Genomic DNA, 18224 nt, shown 5'->3' with positions numbered 1-18224 from the left:
AAGCGCCGTAGCATACATGAGCGCCATTGGCAGAGGGAAACCCTGATTGCGCGCGGGCCGCGCCCCGCCGCCGTTTGTCGCGGCCATCCTGCGGGGGCCCTGGTGACCGCTAAGCTTCTGCTTCATGAGGGCGCTGCAGTGTGTATCGAGGTGCTGCATGGTGGAGACGAGGCGAGCAGAAACGGCGGGTGGGCTCTATGAGCGTCTGCTGCATCGTCTGGCCCTGGCGCTGGACGAGGCGGACACGGCTGAGCGCCTGCGCAACGAACACCCGAGCGAACTGGAGCTCAAGGGGCTGAGCCCCGCCGAGCTGGCGTTGATCCGGGCTTATCTCGACAAGGACCTGAACTGGTTGCGCGGCTGGCACGCGGCAGCCGAGGAACTTGCCCTCATCGAGCAGCAACCTACTCGTGCGGCGAAGCCCGTGCGCAATCCCAAGAGCGCTCCGCCCGCCCGCGCGGCCCGTCCGCTGTTCAAGCGTCGGCAGCAACTGCTCTGTGCCCTCTGTGGCGCGCCGGCCAACTGGCAACGTGGCCAGGGTGTCCAGGCCTGCGGTACCTGCGGGTCCCAGCTTTTCCGCGCCGGCAATCCCCGATAGGCTTCGCGCACCCTGGAGGTGCCGATGCCGATTCGCTATCTGTTCAAACAACTGCTGATGCCGCCGGGCATCCTTTTGGTCCTGCTGTTGATGGCCTGGTGGTGGCGTGCGCGTCGCCCCCGCCTGGCGTTCGTCTGTTTCCTGATGGGGTTCGGTGGCCTGTGGACGATGAGCCTGCCGGTGACGGTGGAAACCCTGGCCGGCTGGCTGGAAACCGAACCGCCCTTGCAGGAGGCGCGCTGGGCCGAACTGCCCGGGCGCGCCCAGGCCATCGTCGTGCTGGGTGCCGGGCGGGTTCGCGATGACCCCGCCTGGGACGGCGACCAGCCCAGCCTGCTGGCCATGGAGCGCATGCGCTACGCCGCGCGGATCGCCAAGGCCACCCAGCTACCGGTGTTGGTCACTGGCGGGTTCCACTACGGCCAGCCGCCCAGCGAGGCGGCGATCATGGCCGAGTCGTTCGAGCGTGACCTGGGCGTGCCGGTGCGCTGGCGGGAAGAGGCGAGCCGGACCACCTGGGAGAACGCCGTGGAGTCGGCGCGCATCCTCAAGGCCGAAGGCGTCGAGCGGGTGGTGCTGGTGACCCAGGGCTTCCACATGCAGCGCGCACGCTGGTGCTTCGAGCAGGCGGGGCTGGAGGTGATCACGGCGCCGTCGTCGTTCCTCTCCTCGCCCAATTCACGGCCGTTCGGCGGTTGGCTGCCGGAGACGGTAGCGGTATGGCACAGCGGGATGTTGCTCAACGAGGCGCTGGGCCTGTTGGCCTACCCGCTGGCATACCGCCCGGGAGCGGTTGCCAGCGAGTGAGTCGGGTCAGACGGTCTTGGCGATGCGGCTGGCCAGCAGGGCCCAGCCGAACAACAGGCCACACAGAATGGCCAGCGGCCAGGAGCGCCATTTCAGGTACGGGGTGAGGCCCTGCATGGGCTCCACCTGGCCGTAGAGCGAGGCCTTCTCGAACTGCGGGATGGCGGTTTCGATGCGGCCGAAGGGGTCGATCAGCACGGTGACGCCGTTGTTGGTGGCGCGGATCATCCAGCGTCCGGCCTCCAGCGCCCGCATCTGCGCCATCTGCAGGTGCTGCAGCGGTCCGATGGAGGTGCCGAACCAGGTGTCGTTGGACACGGTCAGCAGCAGGTCGCTCTGGGCGGCCAGGCTGGCGGCGAACTCGGGGTAGACCACTTCGTAGCAGATGTACGGCGCGATCCTGTAGCCCTTGGCCAGCAGCGGCTGCTGGTCGGCGGGGCCGCGGGCGAAGTCGGACATGGGCAGGTCGAAGAAGGCGATCAGCCCGCGCAGCACATCCTGCAGCGGAACGTATTCGCCGAACGGCACCAGTTGCTGCTTGAGGTAGGTGCCCTGGCCGTCGCCGACCACGGTGATGCCGTTGTAGTAGCGCTTCTCGCCCCGCTCGTTGGCCTGGCGGATCGGCACACCGGTGATCAGTGCGGCCTGGCGGTCGTGGGCGACGCGGCCCATGACGGAGAGGAAGCCTTCGGCGTGTTCCTTCAGTACCGGTACGGCGGTTTCCGGCCAGATGATCAGGTCGGTGCGGCGCGCCGCCAGGGTCATGTCGCGGTAGAGCGCCAGCTGGGCTTCCAGCTGCGCCGGGTCCCATTTCAGGTTCTGCTCCACATTGCCCTGCAGGGCGACCACGTCGAGCTTCTCGCCCAGCGGTCGGGTCCAGGCGTGGTCCTTGAGGGCCAGCCCGGTGATCCAGGGGGCCGCCAGCAGACCCAGGGCGGCCACCAGGAAGGCCGGGGCCCGGCGCAGGCGCACCAGGTTGACCAGCAGGGCAGCGCTCAGGGCGAGGGCGAACGACACCAGCCAGACACCGCCGAGCGGGGCCAGGCCCGCCAGGGGGCCGTCCAGCTGGCTGTAGCCGGCGTAGAGCCAGGGGAAACCGGTGAGGAACCAGCCACGGAAGGCCTCCTGGGCCAGCCACAGCGCGGCGAAGGCCAGGGCGTCGGCCAGCGGGGCCTCGTTGCGGCGGAACCAGCGTGCCCAGAGCGCGGCGGGAATGGCGAAGAACAAGGCCACGCCGGCGCTGAAGCCGCCGGTGAGCAGTGCCGCCAGCGGCGCCGAGGCGCCGCCGTAGTCATGGATGCTGACGTAGATCCAGCTGGTGCCGGCGATGAACAGGCCGAAGCCGTAGCACCAGCCCCGGCCGAAGGCGGCCTTGGGGCCGAGCCCGCGCAGGCCGAGGTAGAACAGGGCGAGGGACAGCAGCGACAGCGGCCAGTAGTCGAAGGGCGCCATGGCCAGCGGGGTGAGGGCGCCGGCAGCCAGGGCCAGCAGGTTGCCCGGCCAGCCGGGGCGGGTGATCCAGTTCATGCGCAATCCTTGGGCGGGGCAGTGGAGGGCCCGGAACGCCGCGCAGTCTAGCCGGGCCACGCCCGCGCCGGGAAGCGACGGGCGTGGTGGCGGTCAGCGGTTGATCGGGCTGAGGCGCAGCAGGTGCAGGCGGCGGCTGTCGGCGTTGAGCACGCGGAAGCGGAAGCCGCCGATCTCGGTGGTCTCGTTGCGCTTGGGCAGGTGCCCGAAGGCGCCCATGACCAGGCCACCGATGGTATCGAACTCGTCTTCGGAGAAGTCGGTTTCGAAGAAGCTGTTGAAGGCATCCACCGGGGTCAGCGCCTTGACGATGAAGTCGCCGCTGGGCAGCGGCTTGATGTAGCTGTCTTCCTCGACGTCGTGCTCATCCTCGATGTCGCCGACGATCTGCTCGAGCACGTCCTCGATGGTCACCAGGCCCGCCACGCCGCCGTATTCGTCGATGACCACGGCCATGTGGTTGTGGTTGGCGCGGAACTCGCGGAGCAGCACGTTGAGGCGCTTGGACTCGGGCACGAAGGTGGCCGGGCGCAGCAGCTCCTTGATGTTGAAGGGGCGCTCGGGGTCCTGGAGGATCAGCGGCAGCAGGTCCTTGGCCAGGAGGATGCCCATGACGTCGTCCAGGCCTTCGCCGATCACCGGGTAGCGCGAGTGCGCGGCGTCGATGATGGCGGGGAGGAACTCGCGGGGTGTCTGGGTGGCCTTGATGCTGATCATCTGCGAGCGCGGCACCATGATGTCGCGCACCTGCAGGTCAGCCACCTGGATGGCGCCCTCGACGATGGACAGCGCCTCGCTGTCCAGCAGTTTGTTCTGGTGGGCTTCGCGCAGCAGCTCCAGCAGCTCCTGGCGGCTTTTCGGCTCATGGGCAAAGGCCTGGGTCAGCTTTTCCAGCCAGGACCTGTGCCCGTTGCTCGATCGATCTTCGCTCATATGTCCTTGCTCGGGTTTCTCACTCGTCGTCGCGGTACGGGTCGGGGTGGCCGAGTTCGGCCAGCAACTCCCGTTCCAGCGCTTCCATTTCTTCGGCTTCCTCGTCCTCGATGTGGTCGTAACCCAGGAGGTGCAGGCAGCCGTGAATCACCAGGTGCGCCCAGTGGGCGTCGAGGGCCTTGCCCTGCTCGGCGGCCTCGCGGGCCACCACCGGGGCGCAGATCACCAGGTCGCCCAGCAGTGGGATGTCGAGGAACTCCTCGGGCACGTCGGCGGGGAAGGACAGCACGTTGGTGGCGTAGTCCTTGTGCCGCCAGGTGCGGTTCAGCTCGCGGCCCTCGGGCTCGTCCACCAGACGGATGGTCAGCTCGGAGTCGCCCTGGCGCTGGCGCAGGGCCAGGGTGCACCAGCGGCGGAAGTCGGCTTCGCCGGGCAGGTCACTGGCCTCGCTGGCCAGTTGCAGGTCGAGTTCAAGCATCGGGATTGATCGCACCCGGATCGTTGTCGGCAGGACGCGGCTTGGCCTGGGCGCGGTTGTCGTAGCGGTCGTAGGCTTCGACGATGCGCTGCACCAGCGGGTGGCGGACCACGTCGTGGGACTTGAAGTGGGTGAAGGCGATGCCGGGCACGTCACGCAGCACGTCGATCACGTGGGCCAGGCCGGAGCGGGTGCCCCGGGGCAGGTCGACCTGGGTGATGTCGCCGGTGATGACGGCCGTGGAGCCGAAGCCGATACGGGTCAGGAACATCTTCATCTGCTCGACGGTGGTGTTCTGACTCTCGTCGAGAATGATGAAGCTGTTGTTAAGGGTGCGGCCACGCATGTAGGCCAGCGGGGCGACCTCGATCACCTGCTTTTCGATCAGCTTGGCCACCTGCTCGAAGCCGAGCATCTCGTAGAGGGCGTCGTAGAGCGGGCGCAGGTAGGGGTCGATCTTCTGGGTCAGGTCGCCGGGGAGGAAGCCCAGCTTCTCGCCGGCTTCCACCGCCGGGCGTACCAGCAGGATGCGGCGCACCTGCTCGCGCTCCAGGGCGTCCACGGCGCAGGCGACGGCCAGGTAGGTCTTGCCGGTACCGGCCGGGCCGATGCCGAAGTTGATGTCGTGGTCGAGGATGGACTTCACGTAGCGCTGCTGGTTGATGCCGCGCGGACGGATCATGCCCTTGCGGGTGCGCAGGGCGACGCTGGCTTCCATCTTGGGGTTGGCCAGCTCGTCCATGCCGGTTTCCCGGAGGAACAGGTGGACCATGTCCGGGGACAGCTCGGTGGCTTCGGTCTCACGGTAGAGGCGGCGCAGCAGGTGCTCGGTGGCCTGGGTGCGCTGGGGGTCGCCCACCAGCTCGAACTGGTTGCCGCGGTTACGGATCTCGATGGCCATGCGCTGTTCGATCAGCCGCAGGTGTTCGTCGAACTGGCCACAGAGGTTGGCGAATCGACGTGCTTCGAAGGGCTCCAGGGTGAAGCGGTGCAAATCCAGGGGTGCGTTCAATGTCGTGGGTTCTTGGTCGCCGTTGGCAGGTCAGGAGATGGAGCATAAACCCAGGTGCCCGGCTGCGGAAGCACGGGCACCGGGATTTCAGTGCAGGGTGTCCTCGATCAGCGTGCCGCGCAGGGAGTGGGGCAGGGCGTCGTCGATGTGCACGTCGACGAACTGGCCGATCAGGCGCGGGTTGGCGCTGCGGAAGTTGACGATGCGGTTGTTCTCGGTGCGGCCCTGGAGCATGCCCGGGTCCTTCTTGGAGAAGTCGCTCACCAGGATGCGCTGGACGGTGCCGACCATGCGGCGGCTGTTCTCGAAGCCCTGCTGGTGGATGCGGGCCTGGAGGATCTGCAGGCGCTGCTTCTTCACTTCTTCCGGGGTGTCGTCGGGCAGGTCGGCGGCCGGGGTGCCGGGGCGAGAGCTGTAGACGAAGGAGAAGGAGAAGTCGAAGCCGACGTCTTCCACCAGTTTCATGGTGGCTTCGAAGTCCTTGTCGGTCTCGCCGGGGAAACCGACGATGAAGTCGGAGCTGATGCAGATGTCCGGTACCGCTGCCTTGAGCTTGCGGATGCGCGACTTGTATTCCAGCGCGGTGTGGTTGCGCTTCATCGCCGCGAGGATGCGGTCCGAACCGGCCTGCACCGGCAGGTGGACGAACTTCACCAGCTCCGGCACTTCGGCGTGGGCCTGGATCAGCGCGTCGGAGAACTCCAGCGGGTGGGAGGTGGTGTAGCGGATGCGATCGATGCCGTCGACGGCGGCCACCACTCGGATCAGCTCGGCGAAGTCGGCGATGCGCCCGTCGTGGGTCTGGCCGCGGTAGCCGTTGACGTTCTGGCCCAGCAGGGTGACCTCGCGCACGCCGTTCTCGGCCAGGTGGATCACCTCGGCCAGCACGTCGTCGAAGGGCCGGCTGACTTCCTCGCCCCGGGTGTAGGGCACCACGCAGAAGGTGCAGTACTTGCTGCAGCCTTCCATCACCGAGACGAAGGCGCTGGGGCCGTCGACGCGGGGCTCGGGCAGGCGGTCGAACTTCTCGATCTCGGGGAAGCTGATGTCCACCTGGGGCGCGCGGGTGGTGCGCGCGGCGTCGATCATCTCCGGCAGGCGGTGCAGGGTCTGCGGGCCGAAGACCACGTCGACGTAGGGCGCGCGCTCACGGATGGCGGCGCCTTCCTGGCTGGCCACGCAGCCACCGACGCCGATCACCAGCTCCGGGTTCTGGCGTTTCAGCTCCCGCCAGCGACCGAGTTGCGAGAACACCTTCTCCTGCGCCTTCTCGCGGATGGAGCAGGTGTTGAGCAGGATGACGTCGGCCTCCTCGGCACGTTCGGTCATTTCCAGCGCCTGGTGTTCGCCCAGCAGGTCGGCCATGCGCGAGGAGTCGTACTCGTTCATCTGGCAGCCGTGGGTTTCGATATAGAGCTTCTTGGCCATGCAGGTCAGGGTCGGGTGGTTCGAAGAACCGCGCATTATAGTCGCGGCCTGCCCGCGTTCCTAGGGTGGTGCGACCGGTCGCCGTGCTATGCTTCGCGCCCTCATTTTCCTGCCGTACCGACCTTTACATGAGCAAGCACGAACCGATCTTCAAGGTGATCTTCCTCAACCAGGGCCAGGTCTACGAGATCTACGCCCGGCAGATCTTCCAGAGCGAGCTGTGGGGGTTCCTGGAGATCGAGGAACTGGTCTTCGGTGAGCGCAACCAGTTGGTGGTGGACCCCAGCGAGGAGAAGCTCAAGGCGCAGTTCGAGGGCGTGGTGCGTAGCTTCGTGCCGATGCACGCGATCATCCGCATCGACGAGGTGGAACGCCTGGGGACGGCGAAGATCAGCGAGGCCAAGGGCACGGGCAACGTCATGCCGTTCCCCATGCCGCCCATGCCGGACAAGCGCAGCTAGGCAGCGCGGTATTCAGGGCAGGGGGGCGAAGGGCGATCCGCCGTCGGCGGTCTGCAGTTCGATGAGGTAGTTGCGGAAGATCTGCCCCAGCACCTGGGTGGCGATCTCCAGCTCGTCGGCGCGCATCTGCCCGGCCACCACGTCCGCCGAGTCCATCGCCTCGTCCGAGCCGTTCACCGCCGCCATCTTCAGCACGATGTAGGCCTGCACGTTGCTGGCCGGCACGCCTTCACCCCGGAAGAACATGTTGCCCAGGCGGAATTGCGCCTGGGCGTTGCCTTTCAGCGAGGCCTGCTCGAACCAGTTGAGGGCTTGCTGCAGGTCGCGCGGGGCGCGCTTGCCGTCGTAGTAGAACTCGCCCAGCTCGTATTGCGCGCCGGTGTCGCCGGCCTTGGCGGCCTGCTGGCAGTTGGAGAGGGCTTCCTGGAGGTCTTCGGGGCGTGTGTTGAGGTTGCAGCGGCCGGACGCCGGGATCAGCAGCGAGTTGCCGCCGGCTTCGGCCAGCAGGGGAGAAAGGAGCAACAGGCTGCCCAATGTCAGGATGCGGCCGGTGCGGTTCATCAGATCACAGCGCCTCGGAAAGCAGAGCGGGCTCCCGCCCGGTCGGCGAAACGCGCCGACCGTCACATTATGAAATAAGCAGGGCGCTACTTACAAAGTCTTTGCACGCTTTTCCCGCACCCGAGCGGCGAGGCCGATGGCCTGCACGCCCGGGTGTAGGGATGGCGTAACGGATCAGCCCTTTTTCAGCTCGGTGAAGGCGCGTTCGGCAGCGTCCAGGGTGATGGCCAGTTCCTTGTCGCCGTGGGCGATGGAGGTGAAGCCGGCCTCGAAGGCGCTGGGGGCGAGGTAGACGCCGCCGTCCAGCATCAGGTGGAAGAAGCGCTTGAAGCGCTCGACGTCGCTGGCCATTACATCGTCGAAGGTGACGATGTCGTCGGCGCCGCTGAAGTACAGGCCGAACATGCCGCCCGCCTGGGTGGTCACGAAGGGAATGCCGGCGGCGTCGGCGCGCTGCTGCAGGCCGTCGAGCATGCGGGTGGTGTAGTCGGTCAGCTCGGCGTGGAAGCCCGGGCGGCTGATCAGCTTCAGGGTGGTCAGGCCGGCGGCCATGGCCAGCGGGTTACCGGACAGGGTGCCGGCCTGGTAGACCGGGCCCAGCGGGGCGATGCAGGACATGATCTCGCGCTTGCCACCGAAGCAGCCCACCGGCATGCCGCCGCCGACGATCTTGCCGAAGGTGGAGAGGTCCGGGGTCACGCCGTAGTGGGCCTGTGCGCCACCCAGGGCGACGCGGAAGCCGGTCATCACTTCGTCGAAGATCAGCACCACGCCGTGCTGGTCGCACAGGCGGCGCAGGCCTTCGAGGAAGCCGGGCGCCGGCGGTACGCAGTTCATGTTGCCGGCGACCGGCTCGACGATGATGCAGGCCACGCTCTGGCCGACTTCACCGAGCGTCTTCTCCACCGCGCCGATGTCGTTGAAGGGCAGGGTCAGGGTGTGCTTGGCGAAGTCCGCCGGCACGCCGGCCGAGCTGGGCACGCCCTGGGTCAGCAGGCCGGAGCCGGCCTTGACCAGCAGGCTGTCGGAGTGACCGTGGTAGCAGCCTTCGAACTTGATGATCGCGTCGCGACCGGTGAAGCCGCGGGCCAGGCGGATGGCACTCATGGTCGCCTCGGTGCCGGAGCTGACCATGCGCACCATCTCCATGGACGGCACCAGGGAGCAGACCAGGTCGGCCATCTCGGTTTCCATGGCGGTGGGTGCGCCGTAGGAGAGGCCGTGCTGCAGCTGGTTGCGCACCGCGTCGAGCACGTCCGGGTGGCCGTGGCCGAGGATCATCGGGCCCCAGGAGCCGACGTAGTCCACGTAGCGCTTGTCGTCCTCGTCCGTCACGTAGGCGCCTTCCGCATGCTTGAAGAACAGCGGCGTGCCGCCGACGCTCCGGAAGGCGCGGACCGGCGAGTTGACGCCGCCGGGGATGTGTTTCTGGGCGTTGGCGAACAGGGTTTCGGAACGGGACATGTCGAACTCTCTATGCAAGCGGTTGAAAGGGCTCAGGCCGGAGCGAACAGCGCACTGAAGGCGCGCGCGCGGCGTTCCACCTCGGCGGGGCCGTCGGCGGCGAACAGGGCGTGGATCACCGCCACCATGCTCGCGCCACGGGCGATCAGCGCCGGAGCGGTGTCCAGGGTGACGCCGCCGATGGCAACGATGGGCTGCTGGAAGCGCTGGCGCGCCTCGTCCAGCAGCTCCACCGTGGCGGCCGGCGCACCGGGTTTGGTCTGGGAGTTGAAGAAGCGACCGAAGGCCACGTAGCTGGCGCCTTCGGCCAGGGCCGACTCGGCCAGGTCCAGGCGTGCATGGCAGGTGGCACCGATGACCGCGTGACGGCCCAGCAGGGCGCGCGCTGCCGCGATGGAGCCATCGGTCTGGCCCAGGTGCACGCCCACGCCCAGGCGGGCAGCCAGCTCGGCGTCGTCGTTGATCAGCAACTGCGCGCCGTAGCGGGTGCACAGCTCGCGCAGCGCCTCCGCCTCCCGCAGGCGGCGAGCCTCGTCGGAGGACTTGTCGCGGTACTGCAGCAAACGGGCGCCGCCCTTCAGGGCCGCCTCCACGTAGGGCAGCAGCCGGCCATCGGCGAGCAACTGGCTGTCGGTGATGGCGTAGAGGCCGCGCAGCTTCATGAGCAGAAGTCCAGCGGCAGGCGGCGGGGCACGAACTGACCGTGGCCCGGTTGCTCGGCGTCACGCAGGGTGCGCCAGGTGTAGTCCAGTGCCGAGCGCACCGCGCTGGGCAGGGCTTCGCCCAGGGCCAGGCGACCGGCCAGGGTGCTGGCCAGGGTGCAGCCGGAGCCGTGGTAGCTGCCGGGCAGGCGCTGGCAGGTGAAGGTGTGGCGTTCGCTATCCTCGGTGTAGAGGCGGTTGTGGACCTCGGCCTCGTCGCCGTGGCCACCGGTGATCAGCAGGTTGCGGCAGAAAGGCAGCAGCTTCTCGGCGCATTCGTCGGCCGTGCCTTCGGGGAGTTCGGCGAGGATGCGCGCTTCCGGCAGGTTCGGCGTGGCGATGAGCGCCACCGGCAGCAGGCGCTCGCGCATCGCGTAGCCCACTTCGTCCTTGCCCAGTGCACCGCCGCCGCCGGCACGCAGCACCGGGTCGCAGACCAGCGGCACACCCGGCAGGCCCTGCATGATCTCCAGCACGGTCTCCACCATCTCCACCGAGCCGAGCATGCCCAGCTTGACGGCGGAGACCGGCAGGTCGGCGATCACCGCACGGGCCTGGGCCAGCACCCATTCGCGGTCGAGCACGCGGAAGTCGGAAACGTTGACGGTGTCCTGGACGGTCAGGGCGGTCACGGCGGGAGCCGCGTGGCAGCCTTGGGCGATCAGGGCTTCGATGTCCGCCTGCAGACCGGCGCCGCCGCTGGGGTCGTGGCCGGAAAGACAGAGGACGATAGGGCGAGAGGGGGTCGTTTTCATGGTGCGCGAGCTTACCACCTTTCCGCCGTCGGGTCGGCCCGCCGGGCAGGGTGCCCGCCATCCGTCGAAAAGCGCCGAACAGCCTGGCGGGATGGGCCTGTAATGCCCATCCCAGAGCGGTTTACGCGAGATGGCAGAGTGCCTCCTATGGTGCCCCGAGGCTGTGCTAGAGTGTGCGCATTCGAACAACCAGGCCCTGCGTGACGCTTCGGCTCCGGGAAGGAAAGGGACTTCCCGAGGCGTGCGACGGCCTTTGCGGGGCTTCATGCGTCACGTTCTCCTTTTCCTGTCCCTTTTCCTCTCCACCGCCGTGTTCGGCGTGGAGTTCGACGAGCACACCCGCCAGCTGCCCCTCGGGCTGCACATGGACGTCTTCGAAGACGTCCGTGGCGATGCCACCCTCGCCGACATCACCTCCCCCGCGCTGGATCGCAGCTTCCGCCGCAGCGACAAGCCCGTGCTCAACGCCGGCTATTCGCGCTCGGTGTTCTGGATCCGGCTCGACCTCAGCTACCGCCCACGCGACCTCGGCGGCCAGCAGCCCTGGCTGCTGGAGCTGGCCTACCCGCCGCTGGACCACATCGAGTTCTACCTGCCCGACAGCGAGGGCGGCTACCGGCTCGCCCAGCGCACCGGCGATGCCTTGCCCTTCGCCAGCCGCGAGATCAGGCAGAACAACTACCTGTTCAACCTCAACCTGCAGCCCAACCAACCCCAGCGCCTGTACCTGCGGGTCAACAGCCAGGGCTCGATCCAGGTGCCGCTCACCCTCTGGTCGCCCCAGGCCTACATGGAGGAGCAGCCCGGGCGCGTGTACGTGCTCGGCATCATCTACGGCGTGCTGCTGGTGATGCTCATCTACAACCTCTTCATCTACCTCAGCGTCCGCGACACCAGCTACCTCTACTACATCCTCTATATCGCCTCGTTCGGCCTGTACCAGATCTCTGTCAACGGCGCCGGCATCCAGTACTTCTGGCCCGACAACCCCTGGTGGGCCAACGCCTCCACCCCGTTCCTGATCGGCTCGGCCGGGCTGTTCGGCTGCCAGTTCGCCCGCAGCTTCCTGCACACCGCCGACCACAGCCCCTGGATCGACCGCAGCCTGCTGGTGCTGATGGCCGTCGGCGTGCTGGTCATGGTCCTGTCCCTGGTCGCCAGCTACGCCGTCGCCCTGCGCCTGGCCACCATCCTGGCCCTGGTCTTCACCGTGGTCATCTTCGCCGCCGGCATCCTCGCCTGGCTGCGCGGCATGCGCGTGGCGCGTTACTTCATCTTCGCCTGGAGCGCCTTCCTCGCCGGCGGGGTGATCAACACCCTCATGGTGCTCGGCTACCTGCCCAACCTCTTCATCACCATGTACGCCAGCCAGATCGGCTCCGCGCTGGAGGTGGGCCTGCTGTCCCTCGCCCTGGCCGACCGCATCAACGCCATGAAGGAGGAGCGCACCCGCATCCTCCAGGAGTCCGGGCGCAAGCTGGAGGCCCTGAACCGCGAGCTGGCCGACAGCAACCGCCTCAAGGACGAATTCCTCGCCACCGTCACCCACGAGCTGCGCACCCCCATGAACGGTGTGATCGGCTCCCTCGAACTGATGCAGACCCTCCCGCTCGACGTCGAGCTGGAGCAGTACCAGAAGACCGCCGCCAGCTCCGCCAGGGACATGATGCGGCTGGTCAACGACATCCTCGCCATGACCGAGCTGCAGGCCGGCAAGCTCTACCCGCGTCGCGAGACCTTCAGCCTGCGCGGCCTGTTCGACAGCCTGCGCGCCCAGTACGCCCCGCGCGCCGAGGAAAAGGGCCTGGCCTTCGCCCTGGAACTGGACGAAAGCCTGCCTGACACCCTCGAAGGCGACGCCGGCAAGCTCGGGCAGATCCTCGGCCACCTGCTGGACAACGCCGTCAAGTTCACCGCCCGGGGCGGCGTCGTGCTGCGGGTCGCCGGCCACGGCCAGGAGCCCGGCGGCCCTCTGCGCCTGCTGGTGGCCGTGGAAGACACCGGCATCGGCTTCTCCACCCCGCCCGATGGCAGCCTCTACAGCGGTTTCCGCCAGCTCGACGGCTCCATGACCCGCGCCTACGGCGGCCTCGGTATCGGCCTGGCCCTGGCGCGGCAACTGGTCGAACTGCTCGGCGGTCAGCTCACCCACAGCTCCGAGCCCGGTCAGGGCAGTCGCTTCCAGCTGGCCCTCACCCTGACCCGCCCCGCCCAGCGCGAGGCCGCCCCGGTGCGTCGCGCCGTCGCCCAGGCCCAGCGCCGCCCCGAGCAATGCACCGTGCTGGTGGTGGAGGACAACACCATCAACCAGCTGGTGACCCGCGGCATGCTGCTCAAGCTGGGCTACCGCGTGCGCACCGCCGACAACGGCGCCGAAGCCCTCGAACTGCTGCGCCGCGAGCACATCGACGGCGTCCTGCTCGACTGCCAGATGCCGGTCATGGACGGCTTCGCCACCTGCCGCGCCCTGCGCAGCCTGCCCGAATGCGCCGAATTGCCGGTGCTCGCCGTCACCGCCCACAGCCACAGCGGCGACCGCGAACGCTGCCTGGCAGCGGGCATGAGCGACTACCTCTCCAAACCGGTGAAGTTCGAAGAGCTGCGCACCCTGCTGCACGACTGGGTGCTCTGCCGCGCCGGCGAACACCCGGTCTGATCGGTCACCCGCCGGCCGGAATGCCGCCTTCATCGTCGGGTTCCCCGCTTTCATCCAAAGTCTGAATCCTGATTCACTCGCTGCCAGTGAATCAGGATTCAGACCATGTCCTACCGCGTCACCGCCCAACGAATCGACCGCGACCAGGCCCTGCGCCAGCGCATCCTCGACTGCGCCCTGGCGCGGGTCGCCGAAGGCGGCTTCGCCGTCCTCACCATGCAGGCCCTGGCCGACGACGTCGGCATCGCCACCGGCAGCCTCTACCGCCACTTCCGCAACAAGGGCGAGCTGGCCGCCGAAGTCTTCGCCCGCGCCAGCCAGGTCGAAGTGGACGTGCTCAGCGAGCACCTGCGCGGCCCCGGCAGTGCCACCGAGCGCCTTGCCAGCGGCCTGCAACGCTTCGCCGAACGCGCCTGGCACAGCCGCCAACTGGCCTTCGCCCTGATCGCCGAACCGGTGGAGCCGGAAGTGGACGAGCAGCGCCTGCGCTTCCGCGAGGCCTACGCCGAGCGCTTCATCGAACTGCTCGAAGCCGGCATCGCCAGCGGCGAATTCCAGGTCGAAGCCCCCGCCCTGGTCGCCGCCTGCCTGGTGGGCGCCATCTCCGAATCCCTGGTCGGGCCGCTCTCGCCAGCCGCCCGCGCCGCCCGTGATGCCGACCAGTCGCGCAGCGAACTCGAAGCGGTCTGCCGGCACCTCGTCATCTTCTGCCTGCGTGCCGTTGGTGCGCACCCGCCTGCTAGGAGGATTCCATGAGCCAGTCCCAGTACGCCGAAACCCACGACGTGTTCAACCAAGTGCCCACCCTCGACGGCGCCAACCTCTACCGCCTCGACCTGCCCCTGCAGGAATGGACCCGCCGCTACGGCGCCGGCTGGGCCGAGTCACGCCTCGACGTCTACGGCGCCCTGGCCGGTGGCCCGCTGATGCAGGCGGGCTTCCTCGCCAACGAACACAAGCCGGTGTTCAAGAGTCATGACCGCTACGGCCATCGCGTCGACCTGGTGGAATTCCACCCGGCCTACCACGATCTGATGCGCACCGCCGTCGAACACGGCCTCACCTCGCTGCCCTGGCAGGACCCGCGCGCCGGCGCCCATGTCGCCCGCGCCGGCCTCACCTACCTGCACAGCCAGGCCGAGGCCGCCAGCGGCTGCCCGCTGACCATGACCTTCGCCGCCGTGCCCGCTATCCGCCTGCAGCCCAACCTCGCCGAGCGCTGGCTGCCGAAGATCCTCGCCACCGAATACGACCCGCGCAACGTGCCCATGGAGCAGAAGCCCGGCGTCACCATCGGCATGGCCATGACCGAGAAGCAGGGCGGCACCGACGTCCGCGCCAACACCACCCGCGCCCACCCCATCGGCCTCGGCGGCCCGGGGGAAGCCTACGAGCTGGTGGGGCACAAGTGGTTCTGCTCCGCGCCCATGTGCGACGCCTTCCTCACCCTCGCCTACACCGACAAGGGCCTCTCCTGCTTCCTCCTGCCGCGCCATCGCCCGGACGGCAGCCGCAATGCCTTCTACGTCCAGCGTCTGAAGAACAAGCTGGGCAACTGGGCCAACGCCTCCAGCGAAGTGGAATACCGCGGCGCCCTGGCCTGGATGGTCGGCGAGGAAGGGCGCGGCGTGCCCACCATCATCGAAATGGTCGCCATGACCCGCTTCGACTGCATGGTCGGCTCCAGTTCCCTCATGCGCCAGGCGCTCACCCAGGCCGCCCACCACTGCGCCCACCGCAAGGTCGGCGGCAAGGTCCTGGCCGACCAGCCGCTGATGCAGAACGTCCTCGCCGACCTTGCCCTGGAGAGCGAAGCCGCCCTGGCCCTCAGCCTGCGCATGGGCCGCGCCCTCGACAACCTGCACGACGAGCAGGAAGACCGCTTCGCCCGCCTGGTCACCGCCGTCGGCAAGTACTGGATCTGCAAGCGCGCCCCCGAAATGGTCTACGAGGCCAGCGAATGCATGGGCGGCGCCGGCTACGTCGAAGAGACCATCCTCCCGCGCCTGTACCGCGAAGCCCCGGTCAACTCCATCTGGGAAGGCTCCGGCAACGTCCAGTGCCTGGACGTCCTCCGCGCCCTGTCCAAGGAGCCCGGCGTGCTCGACGCCCTGTTCAGCGAGCTGGGCGACGGCCACGGCGACGCCCGCCTTGCCGCGCAGATCAACAACCTCAAGGCCGCCTTCCACGACACCGCCGACATCCAGTACCGCGCCCGCCAGCTCACCGAAGACGTCGCCGTCGCCCTCCAGGCCAAGCTCCTGCTGGAGGCCGGCAACGCCACCGTCTCCGACGCCTTCATCGCCAGCCGCCTCGGCGGTAGCGGCCGGGTCTACGGCACCCTCCCGCGCGGCATCGACGTCGAAGCCCTGGTCGCCCGCAGCACCCCGCACCTGGCCTGACGCCACCCTGGCAACAGGGGAAAACAGCCGGTAGATTTTCCGCTGCCGGCTTTTCCCTCTGGGATCAGCGGGTTACGGGAAGAGTGTTCCCCACGGGTGTGGGGACGAACTCACCCCAAATCGGAGCGGCCAGGCCCCACTGCGCGGCCCTAGGCCGCCCGCTCCGCCAGCCGGCGTTGGCCGGTCAGCGCCGTGGCCACGAACAGCGCTGCCGCCAGGCTCAGCGCCAGGGGCAGGCCGTTGGGGCCGGTGCCCATCAGCGCACCGCTCAGCAGCGGCCCCACCAGGCTGCCGATGCCCCACAACATGCCCACGCAGGCGTTGGCCGTGACCAGGTCCTGCCCGATGAAGCGCTCGCCGATGCGCACCAGCGCCAGGGTGTAGACGCCCCCCGCCACCGCCCCCAGCAACACCAGCGCCGGCCACAGCAGCGTGGGCCGGGTGATCAGCCAGGGCAGCGCCATGCCGATGCCCAGCGCCGCCACCCCGCAGACCAGATGCAGGCGGCCGCGCTCGGTGCGGTCCGACAGCCAGCCCAGCGGCACCTGGCAAACCATGTCGCCGGCCAGGATCACCGTCACCATCAGCGCCGCGATGCCCACCGCATAGCCATGGGCGCTGGCGTAGACCGGGAACAGCGACAGCACCACCGCATCGAAGAAGGCGAAGAACAGCACCCCCGTGCACAGCGCCGGCGCCACCCGCAGGAAGCCCGCCAGGGAAAAGGTGCGCACCTCATCCTCGGCGGCCTGGCCCCAGCCGCCCGGCAGCCCCCGGGCCACGGCCGCCAGGGCCAGCAGGTTGGCCAGCACCACCAGCGCCACCAGCCAGGGGCTCTGCGCCCCGAGCAGGCCGATCAGCGCCGGTCCGCCCAACTGGCAGCCGGTGAAGCAGGCGGCGTAGAAGGCCACCACCTGGCCCCGCCTGGCCTCGTCGCACAGCACGTTGACCCAGGATTCCCCGAGGATCACCACCACTCCCATCGCCACCCCCAGCAGCAGCCGCGCTGCCACCAGCAGGGGCGTGGAGGCCGGCAGCTCCAGCGCCGCCACCGCCAGGGCGCAGAGCACGAAGCAGCCGAGGTACAACCCACGTCCCGACAGGCGCCGGCACAGCGGCGCCACCAGAAAGGCAGCCAGGATCATCCCCGCCGCCGGCATCGCACTCAGCACCCCGATCTCCAGGCTCGACGCACCGGCCTCCATCAGCCGCAGCGACACCAGGGGCAGCGTCGCCCCCATGCTCAGCCCGACCACCGACACGGCGAAGATCAGCACCAGTAGCAACACACGATGGTTCATTTCGACTCCCGCCCGCAGGTAACCGGCCCGGGCCTGGCCATGGATCAACGACAGAACGACACGCGCACGGACGCATGCCGGGAATGAACGAGGGGAACGCCGCGCGACAGCGCAGGGTTCAGACGGGGAGGGCGGGAGGCGAGAAGGTGAAGGCGAACAGCACGCTGCGGCGGCGCTTCAGCAGGGCATCACGCGGCCAGGCATTGGCCGCCAGCGCCGGATCGGGCTGGGCAACAAGGGCCGGGTGCAGGGGCGTGAACATCGCAGCGGTCTTCGGTGGATAATGCGGGGCGCGCAGTCTATGCGGGGGCAGGAAAAGGGTCAATCGAGCGGCCCGCACGGCGAGCTTCCCTACCGTAGGGAACATCCCCAGCCCTACCGCCGCTGCCAGATCTTCCGGCCGCCCTGGTCTTCGGTCACCAGGTAGGGGTCGCTGAAGCGGTAGCGGGTGGCGGGCTGGTAGTCGGTGCTGCCGTCGGGGCGGACCAGGAGGATGCCGTCGGCGGTCTGCCATTGGCCGGCGTACTGGAGGGTGCCGTCGCTGTCGTAGCTCCAATCGGAGCCGCCGCCGACGGAGCGGCTCCATTGCTCGACGCGGCCGTCGGGGGCGAGGTGCAGGGTGAGCACGGTGTTGAAGGAGGCGAAGCTGGCGCCACCGCTGTTGATGATGTCTTCGTGGACCCAGGTGCCGACCAGTGCCGGGTCCAGGGTGCCGGCGCTGGTGCGGGCGGCGCCTATGGCGTGTGAGGGGCTGCGCTGGAACAGCGCCTGGCGCTCCAGCACCTGGCCGCTGACCGGGTCGCGGGCGGCGAGGCGGGCGTTGAGCTGGTCATTGCCGTAGGTGGCGGCGAGGGTGGCGATCACCTGGTTGGTTTGCGGCAGGACGATCTCGGCGTTGAGCACCTGGCCGTCGTACTGGCCGCGCAGGTCCAGTTGCAGGGTGCCGTTCTCGGAATAGCGGCCGGTGACGACCTGGCCCTGTTGCTGCAGGTCGAGCACCGTGTTGGCGCCCGCCAGGTCGGCCTGGAAGCGGCCATCCAGCTCGCCGGCGAACAGTGGGGTGCTGGTGGCGACGGCGAACAGCAGGCTGGTCAGGCGGTGCATGGCGGCGGGCCTCGCGGGGGCGGTCGGGCAAGCATA

18 protein-coding genes are annotated in these 18224 nt (G+C 68.6%); 6 read left to right on the top strand and 12 right to left on the bottom strand.

Annotated elements, in window-relative coordinates:
• Positions 1-157: 157 nt before the first annotated feature.
• Positions 158-598: a hypothetical protein gene (locus tag FBY21_RS15700; protein ID WP_044410729.1), complete on the top strand. Its 441-nt coding sequence runs from the start codon at positions 158-160 to the stop codon at positions 596-598.
• Positions 599-622: 24 nt separating this feature from the next.
• A complete protein-coding gene (locus FBY21_RS15695; protein WP_142012213.1) occupies positions 623-1405 on the top strand; it encodes a YdcF family protein in 783 nt (260 codons plus the stop codon).
• 6 nt (positions 1406-1411) lie between these two features.
• On the opposite strand, the gene lnt is transcribed toward FBY21_RS15695, so the two are convergent.
• The 5 genes from lnt to miaB all read right to left on the bottom strand — a co-directional run bounded on the left by lnt (position 1412) and on the right by miaB (position 6783).
• Entirely contained in the window at positions 1412-2932 is a 1521-nt protein-coding gene (lnt, locus tag FBY21_RS15690) for an apolipoprotein N-acyltransferase (protein WP_142012211.1), read from the bottom strand.
• 93 nt (positions 2933-3025) lie between these two features.
• Positions 3026-3865: an HlyC/CorC family transporter gene (locus FBY21_RS15685; RefSeq protein ID WP_044410721.1), complete on the bottom strand. Its 840-nt coding sequence runs from the start codon at positions 3863-3865 to the stop codon at positions 3026-3028.
• Positions 3866-3884: 19 nt separating this feature from the next.
• A complete protein-coding gene (ybeY, locus tag FBY21_RS15680) occupies positions 3885-4343 on the bottom strand; it encodes an rRNA maturation RNase YbeY (protein WP_044410718.1) in 459 nt (152 codons plus the stop codon).
• Positions 4336-5355, bottom strand: a complete 1020-nt coding sequence (locus tag FBY21_RS15675) for a PhoH family protein (protein ID WP_044410715.1) — start codon at positions 5353-5355, stop codon at positions 4336-4338. The genes ybeY and FBY21_RS15675 overlap by 8 nt, the downstream gene beginning before the upstream one ends.
• Before the next feature lie 87 nt (positions 5356-5442).
• Positions 5443-6783: a tRNA (N6-isopentenyl adenosine(37)-C2)-methylthiotransferase MiaB gene (gene miaB / locus FBY21_RS15670; protein WP_044410879.1), complete on the bottom strand. Its 1341-nt coding sequence runs from the start codon at positions 6781-6783 to the stop codon at positions 5443-5445.
• A gap of 128 nt (positions 6784-6911) precedes the next feature.
• Here miaB and FBY21_RS15665 point away from each other — a divergent pair, with 128 nt between their 5' ends.
• On the top strand, positions 6912-7244 hold the full coding sequence (locus tag FBY21_RS15665; RefSeq protein WP_044410713.1) for a DUF1820 family protein: 333 nt from the start codon (positions 6912-6914) through the stop codon (positions 7242-7244).
• A 12-nt stretch (positions 7245-7256) separates the two neighbouring features.
• Here the strand turns inward: FBY21_RS15665 and FBY21_RS15660 are convergent, their stop codons facing one another.
• From FBY21_RS15660 to FBY21_RS15645, 4 genes are all read right to left on the bottom strand, one after another.
• Positions 7257-7805, bottom strand: a complete 549-nt coding sequence (locus FBY21_RS15660; RefSeq protein WP_044410710.1) for a tetratricopeptide repeat protein — start codon at positions 7803-7805, stop codon at positions 7257-7259.
• A 174-nt stretch (positions 7806-7979) separates the two neighbouring features.
• On the bottom strand, positions 7980-9269 hold the full coding sequence (hemL, locus tag FBY21_RS15655; RefSeq protein WP_142012209.1) for a glutamate-1-semialdehyde 2,1-aminomutase: 1290 nt from the start codon (positions 9267-9269) through the stop codon (positions 7980-7982).
• Between the two features lie 32 nt (positions 9270-9301).
• On the bottom strand, positions 9302-9931 hold the full coding sequence (gene thiE, locus FBY21_RS15650) for a thiamine phosphate synthase (RefSeq protein WP_074973157.1): 630 nt from the start codon (positions 9929-9931) through the stop codon (positions 9302-9304).
• Complete coding sequence (locus tag FBY21_RS15645) at positions 9928-10725, bottom strand: hydroxymethylpyrimidine/phosphomethylpyrimidine kinase (protein ID WP_142012206.1); 798 nt, start codon at positions 10723-10725, stop codon at positions 9928-9930. Before FBY21_RS15645 ends, thiE begins: the two co-directional genes overlap by 4 nt.
• Positions 10726-10990: 265 nt before the next feature.
• Between FBY21_RS15645 and FBY21_RS15640 the strand changes: the two genes are divergently transcribed.
• The 3 genes from FBY21_RS15640 (at position 10991) to FBY21_RS15630 (ending at position 15783) form a co-directional block, all read left to right on the top strand.
• Positions 10991-13381, top strand: a complete 2391-nt coding sequence (locus FBY21_RS15640) for a hybrid sensor histidine kinase/response regulator (RefSeq protein ID WP_142012204.1) — start codon at positions 10991-10993, stop codon at positions 13379-13381.
• Positions 13382-13486: 105 nt separating this feature from the next.
• Positions 13487-14137 carry a TetR/AcrR family transcriptional regulator gene (locus FBY21_RS15635; RefSeq protein WP_142012202.1) on the top strand — a complete coding sequence of 217 codons (651 nt, stop codon included), beginning with the start codon at positions 13487-13489 and terminating at the stop codon, positions 14135-14137.
• Positions 14134-15783 (top strand): acyl-CoA dehydrogenase family protein, encoded by a 1650-nt coding sequence (locus FBY21_RS15630; RefSeq protein ID WP_142012199.1) that lies wholly within the window; start codon positions 14134-14136, stop codon positions 15781-15783. Before FBY21_RS15635 ends, FBY21_RS15630 begins: the two co-directional genes overlap by 4 nt.
• A 149-nt stretch (positions 15784-15932) precedes the next feature.
• Here the strand turns inward: FBY21_RS15630 and FBY21_RS15625 are convergent, their stop codons facing one another.
• The 3 genes from FBY21_RS15625 to FBY21_RS15620 all read right to left on the bottom strand — a co-directional run bounded on the left by FBY21_RS15625 (position 15933) and on the right by FBY21_RS15620 (position 18188).
• On the bottom strand, positions 15933-17084 hold the full coding sequence (locus FBY21_RS15625; protein WP_142012197.1) for an MFS transporter: 1152 nt from the start codon (positions 17082-17084) through the stop codon (positions 15933-15935).
• Positions 17085-17202: 118 nt separating this feature from the next.
• On the bottom strand, positions 17203-17346 hold the full coding sequence (locus FBY21_RS29435) for a hypothetical protein (protein WP_160158606.1): 144 nt from the start codon (positions 17344-17346) through the stop codon (positions 17203-17205).
• 113 nt (positions 17347-17459) lie between these two features.
• On the bottom strand, positions 17460-18188 hold the full coding sequence (locus tag FBY21_RS15620) for a hypothetical protein (RefSeq protein ID WP_142012195.1): 729 nt from the start codon (positions 18186-18188) through the stop codon (positions 17460-17462).
• Positions 18189-18224: the final 36 nt, after the last annotated feature.

It is taken from the genome of Pseudomonas sp. SLBN-26 (genome assembly GCF_006715895.1).
Taxonomy (GTDB): Bacteria; Pseudomonadota; Gammaproteobacteria; order Pseudomonadales; family Pseudomonadaceae; genus Metapseudomonas; species Metapseudomonas otitidis.
The sequence above is the reverse complement of the archived record's forward strand: the minus strand, read 5'-3'. Positions and strand labels throughout refer to the sequence as shown.